The sequence below is a fragment of the Microbacterium hatanonis genome (assembly GCF_008017415.1).
In the GTDB taxonomy this organism is placed as follows: Bacteria; Actinomycetota; Actinomycetes; order Actinomycetales; family Microbacteriaceae; genus Microbacterium; species Microbacterium hatanonis.
Genome location: NZ_VRSV01000001.1, coordinates 183,641 through 197,755 on the forward strand (window position 1 = coordinate 183,641; position 14,115 = coordinate 197,755).

Here is a 14,115-nt window from a genome sequence, read left to right on the forward strand (position 1 = left end):
GATCGCGACGTCACCGGTCGCGCATCCGATGACGCGTCGTCGGATGCTACGCGAACAGGCGCTGCAGGCGACGGACGCCTTCGAGCAGCTGGGCGTCGCCCAGCGCGTAGGACAGGCGCAGGTAACCGCTGGGCCCGAAGGCCTCGCCGGGGACGACGGCGACCTCGGCCTCGTCGAGGATGAGGTCGGCGAGCTCGAGGGTCGTGGTCGGGGTCTTCCCGGCCCATTCGCGTCCGAGGAGGCCGGTGACGTCGGGGTAGACGTAGAAGGCGCCCAGGGGGTTCGGAACCGTGACGCCGTCGATCTTCGAGAGCTCCTCGACGATGAGCCGGCGGCGGCGGTCGAACGCGAGGCGGAACTCCTCCGCCTCGTCCTGCGGGCCGGTGAGGGCGGCGAGGGCGGCGCGCTGGGCGACGTTGTTGACGTTCGACGACAGGTGCGACTGCAGGTTGGCGGCGAGCTTCATCGCGTCGGCGGGGCCGACCATCCAACCCACGCGCCATCCGGTCATGGCGTACGTCTTCGCGACGCCGTTGACGAGGATCGTCTGCGCGGCGAGGGCCGGGACGGCCTCGACGATCGACACCGCGCGAGCACCGTCGTAGACCAGGTTCTGGTAGATCTCGTCGCTGACGACCCACAGGCCGTGCTCGAGAGCCCACTCGCCGATGGCCCTGGTCTCCTCGGGCGTGTAGACCGCGCCGGTCGGGTTCGAGGGCGAAACGAAGACGAGCACGGTCGTGCGGTCGGTGCGTGCGGCCTCGAGCTGCTCGACGGTGACCTTGTAGTCCTGGTCGGCACCGGCGAACACCTCGACGGGGACGCCGTCGGCGAGCGCGATGGCCTCGGGGTAGGTCGTCCAGTACGGTGCGGGCAGCAGCACCTCGTCGCCGGGGTTCACCACGGTCTGGAAGGCCTGGTAGACGGCCTGCTTGCCGCCGTTGGTGACGATCACCTGCGAGGGCGCGACCTCCCAGCCGGAGTCGCGCAGGGTCTTCGCCGCGATCGCCTCGCGCAGCACCGGGAGTCCGGCCGCGGGGGTGTACCGGTAGTTCGCAGGGTCGGAGAGCGCGTGGGCCGCGGCATCCACGATGAACGACGGGGTCTGGAAGTCGGGCTCGCCCGCGGCGTACGAGATGACGTCGCGGCCTGCGGCCTGGAGCGACTTCGCTTTGGCGTCGACCTTGAGCGTCGCCGACTCGGCGATCGAGCTCAGCTTGTTCGACAGGGCGGGCGTGCGGGGGGAGGGGGCGCTGGTCGTCACGCCCCGAGCTTATCCGTGCGGCCCGTGCGGTTTCTCGGGCTCGGCCGAACTCGGCATCGCCGACGACCGCGCTCCGGATGAGCCGGTCTTGCCGCGTGGGGCCCGCGGTGCGAGCCTGGGCGGATGGATGCGACGGTGACGAACGTCGACGGACTCGTCGTGCACGAGGTGCCCGGTGACGGGAGCGCGGTTCTGCTCTGGCACCACGGATCGCCGCAGACCGGAGCGGTGCTGCCGCCCGTGCTCGATGCGGCCCGCGCTCGCGGGTGGGGAGTCGTCTCGATCGCGCGGCCGGGCTACGGCGGTTCTTCGCGCGCCCCGGGCCGCACCTGCACGGACGTCGCCACCGGGATCGCGCGGGTGCTCGCGTCGCGTGGCGTGGAGCGCGTGGTCAGCGTGGGTGCCTCGGGCGGCGGCCCGCACGCCCTCGCGTGCGCTGCGGCGATGCCCGGGAGGGTCGTCGCCGTGGTGACATTCGCCTCACCTGCCCCGTTCGTCGATGACGACGGGTGGTTCCAGGGGATGCAGGCACCGGGCGCGCTGCGTGCGGCGGCGCGGGGCGAGGATGCCCGGGCGCTCTTCGCCGAGACCGACGAGTTCGACCCGGCCCAGTTCGTCGACGCGGACTACGCCGCCCTCGAGGGGCCGTGGGGGAGCATGGGCCGCGATGCGGGGCTCGCCGAGCGGGACGGACCGTGGGGTCTCATCGACGACGACCTCGCCTTCACCCGTCCGTGGGGGTTCGCTCTGTCCGACGTCGTCGTCCCCGCGCTGATCTACCAGGGCGGCGCCGATCGCGTCATCCCGCCGCACCACGCGGATGCGATCGCCGCCGCGGTGCCGGGCGCCGAGCTCCGAGCGGTCGCCGATGCCGGGCACGTCTCGATCCTGGAGCGTCTGCCCGAGGCGCTCGAGCGGGTGGCCCGCCGCATCCCGAGACCCTGAGAGGCTGGGGGGATGAGCCCCGCCGACCCCCGCACCTACGACCTCGAGGCGCTCCGCGAGCGCGTCCTGCCCGAGACGGGGGGAGCGGTCGACGAGAGCATCCCGCAGCTCGCCGAGGCCTCCCCCGACCTGTGCGGCATCGCGGTCGTCCTCGCCGACGGCACGGTGCGCGCGAGCTCGCAGGCCGATGTCGCGTTCAGCGTGCAGTCGGCGGTGAAGCCCTTCCTCTTCGCGCTCGCGCTGCTCGACACCGACGGCGAGGCGCTCGACCGCATCGGCATCGAGCCGACCGGTGAGGCGTTCGACGCGATCAAGCTCGAGAGTCACACCGGGCGCCCGCCGAACCCGATGGTCAATGCCGGCGCGCTCCTGACGGCGGCCCTGGTCGACGGCGACGACCCCGACGCCCGCACCGAGCGGATCGTCCGCGGCCTCTCGGCCTTCGCCGGTCGCGATCTCGAGATCGACGACGAGGTCGCGCGCTGCGAGCACCTGCTGGGCGACCGCAACCACGCCCTGGCGCACCTCATGCGAGCCGAAGGCACCCTCGAGGTCGGCGCCGACGACGCGGTCGCCGTCTACGCCCGGGCCTGCGCGGTGCTCGTCGACGCGCAGACGCTCGCGGTCATGGGCGCGACCCTCGCCCTGGGCGGGGTGAACCCCGTGACGGGCGAGAGGGTCGTGTCCGCTCGGGTCGCTCGCGACGTGGTGTCGGTGATGGCCACGTGCGGGGTCTACGACGGCTCGGGGCGGTGGATGCGCAGCGTCGGGGTGCCCGCGAAGTCGAGTGTGTCGGGGGCGATCGTGCTGTCGGCGCCCGGTCTGCTGGGGGCAGCGGTCGTCAGCCCGCCGCTGGATGAGCAGGGCACCAGTGTGCGGGGCCGCGTCGTCAGCGAACGGCTGTCGGCCGACCTCGGGCTGCACGTCTTCGGGGTTCCCGCCCACGCCTGATCCTCCCGCGCATCGTTACCGGTCCGTTGCGCCGGGCCTCCCGGGCCGCGTTTAGCGTGGAACGAGGGGGTGCGCTGATGCGTCGAGGATCGGTCATCGCTTCGGTCTGCGCCGTCGCGGGGATGCTGCTGCTGAGCGGATGCGGGGGAGCGCCGGGCGTCCTTCCCGAGCCCCGCGGCGAGGCGACCATCGTCGACGAGATGGTCTGCGCCGACCCCCTGGGCGAGGCCGAGGCGCCGGCGGCGGGCACCGTGCCCGACGGATTCGCTCCCGTCGCGGTCTACCGCTGCGGCCCGTTCGCGACACGCGAGCTCGACGGCGGCGCGGTCTGGTCGGGAACCCTCGTCGAGCGTTTCGAGGGAGACCTCGCGCCGTTCCTGTCGGCGATCGGCGCGCCGAGCGACCCGCGGTGGTTCGGGGCCTGCGCGGCGAACATGGTCGCCGCACCGGACCTGTGGGCCGAGGACGCCGCCGGCCGGTTCGTCCGCCTGTCGTACCCGTCGACCGGGTGCAGCCAGCCGAAGCTCGACGCCGTCGACGAGCAGTTCGCGCGACTCGCCCTCGCCGACGAGGTCTTCACGCCCCTGTCCCTACTGTCGACCCCCGAGGCCGTCGCCGCCGGCTGCGAGACGCGTGCGAGCGTCACCGTGCTGAATATCCTGACCTCCGGCGCCGAGACCCTGCGGTCTCAGCCGGCCGACGGGGGAAGCGGCGAGAGCGTTGCGACGATCCCCGACGACTCCGCGGTCCTCCCCGCGGCGGCGGACGTCGGGGGGCTGCGCGCGTGCGTCTACGCCTCCGATACGACCGAGGGCGGCGTGCGCATGGTCGGTGACGAGGGGATCTTCGCGGGCGTTCTCCATCTGGATGCGGCGGAGGCGGCGGCCGCGCTCGCCGAGGTCTCGGGGGCTGCCGAGGCGAGCGCCCACTGCCCGGAGGTCGCGTCGCGGTTCGTCGTCGCGCAGCCGCTCGGAGCGCGCAGCGGGGCCGAGGGGTTCACGGTCGAGCTGGACGGCTGCCGCCGGGTGGTCGATCCTGCGTTCCGTACCCTCGCAGCATCCGACGTGCTGATCTCGCTCGTGTCGCCTCGGTGACTTTACCTATAGCTTGTAGGCAAAGGCCTTAAGGGTGTAGGTTCAGTGCATGCCCCGAGCCCATCTCTCGACCGCGTCGGTGGTCGCCGATGCCGCTGCGCTCGCCGACAGCGACGGTCTCGCCGCCGTCACGATCTCGGCCGTCGCCCGTCGGCTCGGGGTCAAGCCCGCCAGCCTCTACGAACATGTCGCGGGGCTCGCCCCGCTTCTCGACGGAGTGCAGATCCTCGCGCTCGATGAGGTGGGGGAGCGGACGGGCGCGGCGGTGGCCGGCCGTTCGGGCCGCGATGCCCTCCGCGGCCTCGCCGACGCGCACCGCGATTACGCGAACACCCGGCCCGGAGCGTGGGCGGCGCTGCAGCGACCCGCCTCGTCGGCCGTCGCCGGGTCGCCCGAGGCGGCTCGGGTCGCCGGGCTGCTCCTCGCCGTCGTGCGAGGCTTCCGCGTCCCCGACGACGACCTCGTCCACGCCGCTCGGCTGGTGGGCGCGACGATCAACGGATTCCTCACCCTCACCCGCGCCGAGGCTTTCGCGCACCGCCCCGATTCCGAAGACGCCTCGTGGGCGGCGGCCGTCGATGCCCTCGACCGCGCCCTCGACTCCTGGCCCGAAAGAAGCGCCCCATGATCTCCACACCGTTCACCCCCGACCTCGTGCGCGGGGCGGCCGAGCTCGAGACCGTCGATCGGGGCGTCACCCCGCACCGCCTGCCCGCGTGGGTGGGGCGGCGGTTCCCCGACCCGCAGCTGCTCTCCATGGAGGTCCAGCCCTCCGGGGTGTGCCTGTCGTTCGAGACCACGGCGACGGTGATCGAGCTCGTCACCCACCCGTCGCGCGTCGCCTACCGGGGCATCGATCGGCCCCGGGGGCGCATCGACGTCGTGGTCGACGGTGTCCTGCGACGACGCGACGAGCTGGCCGGCGGCGACAGCGTCGAGGTCGACCTGCAGACCGGCGGCTCGACCGCGCACCGGGGCGAGGCCCACACGACGCGGGTCGACGGCCTGGGGGAGGGGTCGAAGGTCGTCGAGGTCTGGCTCCCCCACAACGAGGCGCTCGACCTCGTCGATCTCCGCACCGATGCGCCGATCGCGCCGCGCACCGATCGCCGGCGACGGTGGGTGCACCACGGCAGTTCGATCAGCCAGGGCTCCAACGCCGTCGCGCCGACCGAGATCTGGCCCGTGGCCGCGGCCCGGGCCGCCGGCGACGTCGAGCTGCGCAACCTCGGGCTGGGCGGCAGCGCCCAGGTGGATCCGTTCCTCGCGCGGGTGATCCGCGACGCGCCGGCCGACCTGATCAGCGTCAAGCTCGGCATCAACGTCGTCAACATCGACGGATTCCGCCTGCGCACCTTCGTGCCCGCGGTGCACGGATTCCTCGACACGATCCGCGAGGGCCATCCCGATACGCCCCTGCTCGTGGTCTCGCCGATCTTCTGCGGAATCCACGAGTCCACCCCCGGGCCCGGCGCGTTCGACCCGGCGAGCTTCACGACGGGCCGGGTGCGATTCGTCGCCACCGGCTCGCCGGCCGACGTCGCGCGGGGGAGTCTGACGCTCGAGGTGATCCGCGACGCTCTGCGCGCGGTCGTCGAGACGCGATCCGACGACCCGCGCCTGCACTACCTCGACGGTCTCGATCTCTACGGCGCGGCCGACGCGGAGGCGCTGCCGCTCCCCGACGCGCTGCATCCCGACACCGAGGCGCACGCCCTCATCGCCCGGCGCTTCGTCGAGCGCGCTTTCGGGGTCGACGCTCCGTTCGGTCGCTGAGAGCCCGAAACACCCGGAGCGCGCGGGCGCAGCATCCGGGTGTCTCGGACTCTCAGGAGTCGGCCGACCGCCCGCTACAGGTATTTCGCGTAGGCGGGCACCGTCAGGAACGCGGGGAACTCCTCGCGCAGAGCGACCTCGCGGAAGAGCTCGGCGGCGTCGTCGAAACGGTCGCCGGGGGAGCGTGACGCCCCGGCGAGCTCGGCGGCGATGAGCGCCTCGACGTAGTCCCGCGTGATCGGGGTGCCCTCGTCGGTCGTGCGGTCCTGGTGGATCCACTGCCACACCTGCGAGCGCGAGATCTCGGCGGTCGCCGCATCCTCCATCAGATTGTCGATCGCGACGGCTCCCTGGCCCCGCAGCCATGCCTCGAGGTAGCGGATGGCCACGGCGACGTTGCCGCGCACCCCCGCCGCCGTGATCGGCAGTCCGATGTGCACGTCGAGCAGGCGCTTCGCCGTCGCCTCCTCGCGCGCCCGGTCGACCGTCGCCGGGGCGCTGCGCCGACCGATCTGGTTCGGCCGATCGCCGAGCACCGCGTCGAATTCGGCGCGCGCCACGGGGATGAGGTCGGGGTGCGCGACCCACGTGCCGTCGAAGCCGTCGCCGGCCTCGCGCTTCTTGTCGGCCGCCACCTTCTCGAAGGCGCGGGCGGTCACCCCGGGGTCGCGGCGGTTCGGGATGAAGGCGCTCATGCCGCCGATCGCGTAGGCCCCGCGGCGGTGACAGGTCGTCACGAGCAGTTCGGTGTAGGCGCGCATGAACGGCACGGTCATGGTCACGTCGCTGCGGTCGGGGAGGACGAACCGTGCTCCGCGACCCCGGTAGTTCTTGATGATCGAGAAGATGTAGTCCCACCGACCCGCGTTCAGCCCCGCGCAGTGGTCGCGGAGGGCGTAGAGGATCTCCTCCATCTCGAAGGCGGCGGGCAGCGTCTCGATCAGAACGGTCGCGCGGATCGTGCCGTGCGCGATGCCGAGCGAGTGCTCGCTGAACGAGAACACGTCGTCCCACAGCCGAGCCTCCTCCGCCGACTCGAGCTTCGCGAGGTAGAAGTAGGGCCCCCGGCCGGAGTCGATGAGGGCCTGCGCGTTGTGGAAGAAGTAGAGCCCGAAGTCGACGAGCGAGCCGGATGCGGCGAGCTCGCGCCCCTCGCGGTCGGTGAACCGCAGGTGCTTCTCGGGCAGGTGCCAGCCGCGCGGGCGCATGACGATCGTCGGCGTGCGCTCGGCCGTCACCGCGTAGTTCCTGCCCTCCGCGCTGGTGAACCGCAGCTGCCCGCGGATCGCGTCGCGGAGCGTCAGCTGCCCCTCGACGACGTTCTTCCAGGTCGGCGAGGTCGCGTCCTCCTGGTCGGCGAGCCAGACCCGGGCGCCGGAGTTCAGCGCGTTGATCGCCATCTTCGGATCGGTGGGGCCGGTGATCTCCACCCGGCGGTCTTCGAGTCCCGGGCCCGCACCCGCGACCCGCCACGTGGTGTCCGCCCGGATGTAGGCGGTGTCGTCGCGGAAGCTCGGGTCGTGCCCGATGCCGATCTGGAAGTGGCGACGGAGACGGTCGGCGAGCCGGTCGAGGCGCCGGCCGCCGAACCGGGCGTGCAGCGCCGAGACGAAGGCGATCGCCTCGGGCGTGAGGATCTCGTCGTAGCGGTCGCCGAGGGGACCGGCGATCTCGAGGGCGGGTGGGGGTTCGGTGAGAAGGGTCATGGTCGTGTCCTGTCTGTGAGGTGAGAGTCCAAGACACCCGGGAGCGGGCGAGGCGTCGTCCGGGTGTCGTGGACTCTCGACGGGTGTTCAGTGGAACTGGGATGCTTCGGTCGAGCCCGCCAGCGCGAGGGTGGCGCTGTCGGGGTTGAGTGCGGTCGAGACGGCGTCGAAGTAGCCCGTTCCGACCTCGCGCTGATGCCTGGTCGCGGTGTAGCCGCGCGCTTCGGAGGCGAACTCCGCCTCCTGCAGTTCGACGTACGCGCTCATGGCGCGCTCGGCGTATCCCTTGGCGAGGTCGAACATCGCGTGGTTCACGGCGTGGAACCCGGCCAGGGTGATGAACTGGAACTTGTAGCCGAGCTCGGCGAGCTCGGCCTGGAACGAGGCGATCTGCGCGTCGTCGAGGTGGCGTTTCCAGTTGAAGCTCGGCGAGCAGTTGTAGGCGAGGAGCTTGCCCGGGAACCGTGCATGGACCGCCGCGGCGAACGCGCGGGCCAGCTCGATGTCGGGTTCGCCGGTCTCGACCCAGAGCAGATCGGCGTAGGGCGCGAAGGCGAGCCCTCGGCTGATCACGGAGTCGAGACCGGGCCGCACGCGGTAGAAGCCCTCGCTGGTGCGCTCGCCGGTGGTGAACTCCCGGTCGCGCTCGTCGACGTCGCTGGTGAGGAGATCGGCGGCCAGCGCGTCGGTGCGGGCGATGATGACCGTCGGCACGCCTGCGACGTCCGCGGCCAGGCGCGCGGCGTTGAGGGTGCGGATGTGCTGACGCGTGGGCACCAGCACCTTGCCGCCGAGGTGCCCGCACTTCTTCTCGCTCGCGAGCTGGTCCTCCCAGTGGATACCGGCGGCCCCGGCCTCGATGAGGGACTGCGCCAGCTCGTAGGCGTTGAGGGGCCCGCCGAAGCCCGCCTCCGCGTCGGCGACGATCGGTGCGAGCCAGTCGGCGGAGGTCCTGCCCTCGGCGTGCTCGATCTGGTCCTGCCGGATCAGCGCGTTGTTGATGCGCCGCACGACCGCGGGCACCGAGTTGGCGGGGTACAGGCTCTGGTCGGGGTAGGTCTGCCCCGACAGGTTGCCGTCGGCGGCGACCTGCCACCCCGAGAGGTAGATGGCCTTCAGGCCCGCCCGCACCTGCTGCACGGCCTGGCCGCCCGTGTAGGCGCCGAGGGCGCGGACGTACTCCTCGGTGTGCAGGAGGTTCCAGAGGTTCTCCGCGCCCCGGCGGGCGAGGGTGTTCTCCTCGCGCACGCTTCCGCGGATGCGCACCACGTCGTCGGCGGAGTAGGTGCGTTCGACCCCGTCCCAGCGGGGATCGGTGTCCCACAACTCGCGCAGCTCGGCCGCGGTCTGGGTCTGGTCGCCGGGGCGGAGGGGCGCCCTGCCGGGCGTGGCCTGGATCGTCATCGTCGTCTCCTCGGGGTGGGGCGGATGCTGCGGTGCATCGCCGGTTCTTCCTCCACGATCCGTGAAGAGTGACGGCTTCTGCGGAGGGATCTCGGCAGAAGAATCCCGAGAATTCTGTTTTCGTGACAGAATCCCCGGATGGACGACGTCGTTCGCCTCCCCGCAGCATCCGATCCTCCCGACGATGGAGGAGTGGACGCACTCACCATCGGTCGCCGTATCCGTCAGCTCCGCTCCGAGCGGGGGATGACCCTCGACGAGCTCGCTGCCGCGGTCGGTCGCGCGCCGAGCCAGCTGTCGGTCATCGAGAACGGGCGGCGCGAGCCCAAGCTCACCCTGCTGCAGTCGATCGCCCGAGCGCTCGGAACCACGCTCGACGCGATCCTCGCGTCGGAGACCCTCGACGAGCGCTCCACGCTCGAGATCGCCGTGGAGCGCGCGATGCGCGGGCAGACCTTCACCGCGCTCGGCATCGAGCCGTTCCGCGTGGGCAAGACCGTGCCCGACGAGGTGCTGCGGGCGATGCTCGCGCTGCAGGGCGAGATCGACCGCCTGCGCGACGAGCGCGCGGCCACCCCCGAGGAGGCGCGGCGGGCCAACGTGGCGCTGCGCCGCCTGATGCGCACGCAGGACAACTACTTCCCCGAGCTGGAGCGCCGGGCCGAGGAGATCCTGAACGCCGTCGACCACCCCGGCGGTCCTCTGACGCAGCGCACGGCGAACGACATCGCCGGGCACCTCGGGTTCACACTGCACTACGTGCCCGATCTCCCGCAGACCACCCGCAGCGTCGCCGACATCGCCCACGGACGCCTGTACCTCTCGAGCGGCCTCACGGCGAAGGGCGACCCGCGCACCGCCGTGCTGCAGGCGCTGTCGAGCCGGATCCTCGGGCACAGCGAGCCGACGAGCTACGCGGAGTTCCTGCGCCAGCGCGTCGAGACGAACTACCTCACCGGAGCCCTGCTGATTCCGCAGTCCCACGCCGTGCCGTTCCTCCGCGACGCGAAGGAGGCGCGCGCCATCAGCATCGAAGACCTCCGCGATGCCTACTCGGTGTCGTACGAGACGGCGGCGCACCGTTTCACCAACCTCGCCACGACGCACCTCGGCATCGCGGTGCACTTCCTGAAGGTGCACGAGTCGGGCACCATCACGAAGGCCTACGAGAACGACGACGTGAACTTCCCCGCCGATCGACTCGGGGCGATCGAGGGGCAGATGTGCTGCCGGCGCTGGACGAGTCGCGTGGTCTTCGACGTCGACGACAGGTTCAACCCGTACTACCAGTACACGGACACGGGCAACGGCACGTACTGGTGCACGGCCCGGGTCGAAGCATCCAGCGAGGGAGAGCACTCCGTGAGCGTGGGCGTGCGGTTCGACGACACCAAGTGGTTCCTCGGACGCGACACGCCCCATCGCGGGGTGTCGAAGCACTCGGTCGATGTGTGCTGCCGTCGGGCTCCCGCCGAGCTGGAGGCCGCGTGGCGGGAGAACTCGTGGCCGAACGTGCGGACGCCCCGCACGCTGCTCGCCACCCTGCCGACCGGGGCGTTCCCCGGCGTCGACGCGACCGACGTGTACGAGTTCCTCGAGGCCCACGCCCCGCGCTGATCGCCCGCCGCCGGTTCGGGGCGTCCTTCTCGGCTCGGGGCACGATATCCCGCGCCCCGAGCGGCACATCGCGCCCCGAACCGTCGTCGCCGGCGAGTGGGGCCGGTGCCGGTTGCGCTCGCCGCCGCCGCGACCTACTCTGTTGATCGCGCTGTTTAAGCGCATAAACGATTCGACGACGAAGCACGGGCCCCACCGGGGCGCGCACGTTCGAGGAGGAACATGATGAAACACCCACGACTGAGCGCGGTCGCCCTCATCGCCGCCGCAGCCCTCGCCCTCACCGGGTGCGGTCGCAGCGCCGACGAAGCAGCCGGCCCCGCCGACGCATCCACCATCGGTGACGCCGAGGCCACCGGCACCATCACGATGTGGGCCATGGGTGCGGAGGGCGAAGCCCTGCCCGACTTCGTCTCGGAGTTCGAGGAGGCCAACCCGGGCGTCGACGTCGAGGTCACCGCGATCCCGTGGGACGCGGCGTACAGCAAGTTCCAGACGGCGATCGCCGGCGGCAACACCCCCGACATCGCGATGGTCGGCTCGACGTGGATGGCCGACTTCGAAGGCGCGTTCCAGACGGTCCCGACCGACCTCGACACCGACGGCGTCTTCCCGGGAGCGGTCGACTCGACGATGATCGGCGACCGGGCCACCGGCGTGCCCTGGTACGTCGACACCCGCGTGCTCTACTACCGCACCGACATCGCCGCCCAGGCCGGATGGACCACGGCTCCCACAACGTGGGACGAGCTGAAGCAGATGGCCTCCGACATGCAGTCCAAGGGCGGCGCCGAGTACGGCCTCCGCTTCCCGGCCGGAAACGACTCTTTCCAGGGAACCCTCTGGATGCCGTGGTCCAACGGCGTCGAGCTCGAGAACGGCTCGGAGTGGACGCTCGACAGCCCCGAGGCGGTCGAGGCGTACGAGTACTACCAGAGCTACTTCACCGACGGCGTCTCGAACCCGGCCGCCGACCGCTCGGCAGGCGCCCAGGAGGCCGACTTCATCTCCGGCGCGACCCCGATGCTCATCGACGGCCCCTTCCTCATCGGTCAGCTCGAGGAGCTGGGCGGCGAGGGCTTCTCCGAGAAGTTCAGCACCGCCGTCCTCCCCACCCAGGAGTCCTCGACGTCGTTCAGCGGCGGCGCGAACCTCGCCGTGTTCGAAAACTCCGACAACGCCGCGAGCGCCTGGAAGCTCGCGCAGTGGCTCACCGAGCCCGAGACGCAGGTGAAGTGGTACGAGGCGACCGGCGACCTCCCGTCGGTGCAGGCCGCGTGGGACGACGACGCGCTCGGCGGGTCGGCGACGCTCTCCGCCTTCGGCACGCAGCTCGAGACGGCCAAGTCGGTTCCGGCGACCACCACCTGGGTGCAGGTCGCCGCCGCCGGCGACGCGATGCTCGAGAAGATCCGCCTGGGCCAGCTGAGCCCGGCCGACGGTCTGAAAGAGCTGCAGTCCACCGCCGACTCCCTCGGACTGGACTGACGATCATGACCCAGGCACTCGCGGGTGCGACCGGGCTCCGGTCCGGTCGCACCCCGGTGCGCGGCGGCGTGAGCCGTCGGCGCCGTCAGGGATGGATCGCGTGGGGCTTCGCCCTGCCCTTCGTCATCGTCTTCGCGCTCTTCATGGTCGTGCCGATCGTCGGGTCGTTCGCGATGTCGTTCACCGACTTCCGCGCCGCCGACATCCGCTCGCCCTTCTCCGTGAACTTCGTCGGGCTCGAGCAGTACGCGGCCGTGCTCGGCGACCCGGTGTTCCTCACCTCACTCACCGTCACCGGCACCTTCGTGATCGTCGGCATCCCCGTGACGATGGCGCTGGCCCTCGCCCTGGCGCTCGCGCTGAACTCCGGCCGCGGTCGCGTCGTCTCGGTGCTGCGTGTCGGTTTCTACGCCCCGGTCGTGACGAGCATCGTCGCGGTCTCGGTGGTCTGGCGCTACATCCTCCAGCCCGAGGGGCTGCTCAACTCGGCCCTGGCAATCGTCGGCATCCAGGGTCCCGACTGGCTCAACGACACCACGTGGGCCCTCCCGTCGCTCATCGCGATGGCGGTGTGGCGCAACGTCGGAACGCTCATGGTGATCTTCCTCGCCGGCCTCCAGGCGATCCCCACCGATGTGAAGGAGGCCGCGCTCATGGACGGCGCCTCCGCGTGGCGGCGCCTGACCTCCATCACCCTGCCGCTGCTGCGTCCGACGCTGCTGCTGGGCGCGGTGCTCATCTCCGTCGGGTTCCTGCAGTTCTTCGAGGAAGCGTTCGTGATGACGCAGGGCGGCCCGCTCAACTCCACCCTCTCGGTGGCCTACTACACGTTCAAGCAGTTCGGCTTCGGCGAGTACGGCGCCGCGTCCGCGGCCAGCTACATCCTGTTCCTGGCGATCGCGCTGCTGAGCCTCGTGCAGTTCCGACTGCTGCGCTCGAAGGACTGACGAGGAGATCGATATGGCTCTCACCACTGCGGCAGCCCCCGCCGCACTCACGCCCGAAGAACCCTCTCGTCCGCCGCGGCGCCCCCAGCGGCGCGGGATGTCGGGTCGCGTCCTCACCTACACGGTGCTGGTCGTCGGCCTGCTGGTCTGGTTGGTGCCGTTCGCCTGGATGCTGCTGGGCTCGGTCAAGACGCAACGCGAGATCCTGCAGCGCCCGCCCACCTGGTGGCCGCAGGAGTTCACGTGGGACAACTTCGCCGCCTGGTTCGGCGAGCTCGACTTCGGCCAGTTCTTCGGCAACAGCGTGCTGGTCGCGCTGTTCACCGTGCTCGGCAATCTCGTGTTCTGCTCGATGGTCGGCTACGCGCTCGCCAAGATGGACTTCCCCGGGAAGCGCGCGCTGTTCCTCGTCGTCATGCTGACGCTCATGGTTCCGGGCGTCGTCACGTTCGTGCCGCTGTTCGTCATGGTGTCCTCGCTCGGACTGGTCAACAGCTATGCCGCGCTCATCCTGCCGTTCGTCACCACCCCGCTGGGCGTCTTCCTCATGCGGCAGTTCATGCTCGGCATCCCCGATTCGCTCCTCGAGGCCGCGCGCATCGACGGCGCGGGGGAGTTCCGCGTGTTCGCCCGCATCGTGATGCCGCTGTGCGGGCCGCCGCTCGCGACCCTCGGCATCCTCACGTTCCTGGCGTCGTGGAACAACTTCCTGTGGCCGCTGGTCGCCGCGCAGAGCGAGGGCATGTACACCCTGCCCGTCGCGCTGTCGCTGTACTCGACCGGGCAGAACGCGACCGATTACGGGCTCCTGCTCGCCGGCTCCGTGCTGGTGATCGCCCCGATCATCCTGCTGTTCGTGTTCCTCCAGCGCTACTTCATCCAGGGCATCGCCTCGACGGGCCTGAAATGACGACTCCCGATCC

12 protein-coding genes are annotated in these 14,115 nt (G+C 71.2%); 9 read left to right on the forward strand and 3 right to left on the reverse strand.

Annotated elements, in window-relative coordinates:
• Window positions 1-46: 46 nt before the first annotated feature.
• Window positions 47-1,264 carry a pyridoxal phosphate-dependent aminotransferase gene (locus tag FVP77_RS00900; RefSeq protein ID WP_147892831.1) on the reverse strand — a complete coding sequence of 406 codons (1,218 nt, stop codon included), beginning with the start codon at window positions 1,262-1,264 and terminating at the stop codon, window positions 47-49.
• Between the two features lie 123 nt (window positions 1,265-1,387).
• Between FVP77_RS00900 and FVP77_RS00905 the strand changes: the two genes are divergently transcribed.
• The 5 genes from FVP77_RS00905 (at window position 1,388) to FVP77_RS00925 (ending at window position 6,030) form a co-directional block, all read left to right on the forward strand.
• Window positions 1,388-2,209: an alpha/beta fold hydrolase gene (locus FVP77_RS00905; RefSeq protein ID WP_147892832.1), complete on the forward strand. Its 822-nt coding sequence runs from the start codon at window positions 1,388-1,390 to the stop codon at window positions 2,207-2,209.
• Window positions 2,210-2,221: 12 nt separating this feature from the next.
• The gene (gene glsA / locus FVP77_RS00910; protein WP_147892833.1) at window positions 2,222-3,160 is read left to right on the forward strand and encodes a glutaminase A; all 939 of its coding nucleotides are present in this window, start codon (window positions 2,222-2,224) and stop codon (window positions 3,158-3,160) included.
• A 77-nt stretch (window positions 3,161-3,237) separates the two neighbouring features.
• A complete protein-coding gene (locus FVP77_RS00915) occupies window positions 3,238-4,254 on the forward strand; it encodes a hypothetical protein (RefSeq protein WP_147892834.1) in 1,017 nt (338 codons plus the stop codon).
• A 49-nt stretch (window positions 4,255-4,303) separates the two neighbouring features.
• Complete coding sequence (locus FVP77_RS00920) at window positions 4,304-4,882, forward strand: TetR-like C-terminal domain-containing protein (RefSeq protein ID WP_147892835.1); 579 nt, start codon at window positions 4,304-4,306, stop codon at window positions 4,880-4,882.
• A complete protein-coding gene (locus tag FVP77_RS00925; protein WP_147892836.1) occupies window positions 4,879-6,030 on the forward strand; it encodes a GDSL-type esterase/lipase family protein in 1,152 nt (383 codons plus the stop codon). Before FVP77_RS00920 ends, FVP77_RS00925 begins: the two co-directional genes overlap by 4 nt.
• Before the next feature lie 74 nt (window positions 6,031-6,104).
• Here the strand turns inward: FVP77_RS00925 and aceB are convergent, their stop codons facing one another.
• Both aceB and aceA read right to left on the reverse strand, forming a co-directional pair.
• The gene (gene aceB, locus FVP77_RS00930) at window positions 6,105-7,736 is read right to left on the reverse strand and encodes a malate synthase A (RefSeq protein WP_147892837.1); all 1,632 of its coding nucleotides are present in this window, start codon (window positions 7,734-7,736) and stop codon (window positions 6,105-6,107) included.
• Window positions 7,737-7,823: 87 nt separating this feature from the next.
• The gene (gene aceA / locus FVP77_RS00935; protein ID WP_147892838.1) at window positions 7,824-9,140 is read right to left on the reverse strand and encodes an isocitrate lyase; all 1,317 of its coding nucleotides are present in this window, start codon (window positions 9,138-9,140) and stop codon (window positions 7,824-7,826) included.
• A gap of 138 nt (window positions 9,141-9,278) precedes the next feature.
• Between aceA and FVP77_RS00940 the strand changes: the two genes are divergently transcribed.
• The 4 genes from FVP77_RS00940 (at window position 9,279) to FVP77_RS00955 (ending at window position 14,102) form a co-directional block, all read left to right on the forward strand.
• Window positions 9,279-10,757: an XRE family transcriptional regulator gene (locus FVP77_RS00940; RefSeq protein WP_147892839.1), complete on the forward strand. Its 1,479-nt coding sequence runs from the start codon at window positions 9,279-9,281 to the stop codon at window positions 10,755-10,757.
• Between the two features lie 225 nt (window positions 10,758-10,982).
• Window positions 10,983-12,245 carry an extracellular solute-binding protein gene (locus FVP77_RS00945; protein WP_147892840.1) on the forward strand — a complete coding sequence of 421 codons (1,263 nt, stop codon included), beginning with the start codon at window positions 10,983-10,985 and terminating at the stop codon, window positions 12,243-12,245.
• A gap of 5 nt (window positions 12,246-12,250) precedes the next feature.
• The gene (locus FVP77_RS00950) at window positions 12,251-13,192 is read left to right on the forward strand and encodes a carbohydrate ABC transporter permease (RefSeq protein WP_147892841.1); all 942 of its coding nucleotides are present in this window, start codon (window positions 12,251-12,253) and stop codon (window positions 13,190-13,192) included.
• A gap of 13 nt (window positions 13,193-13,205) precedes the next feature.
• A complete protein-coding gene (locus tag FVP77_RS00955; protein WP_147892842.1) occupies window positions 13,206-14,102 on the forward strand; it encodes a carbohydrate ABC transporter permease in 897 nt (298 codons plus the stop codon).
• Window positions 14,103-14,115 lie beyond the last annotated feature (13 nt).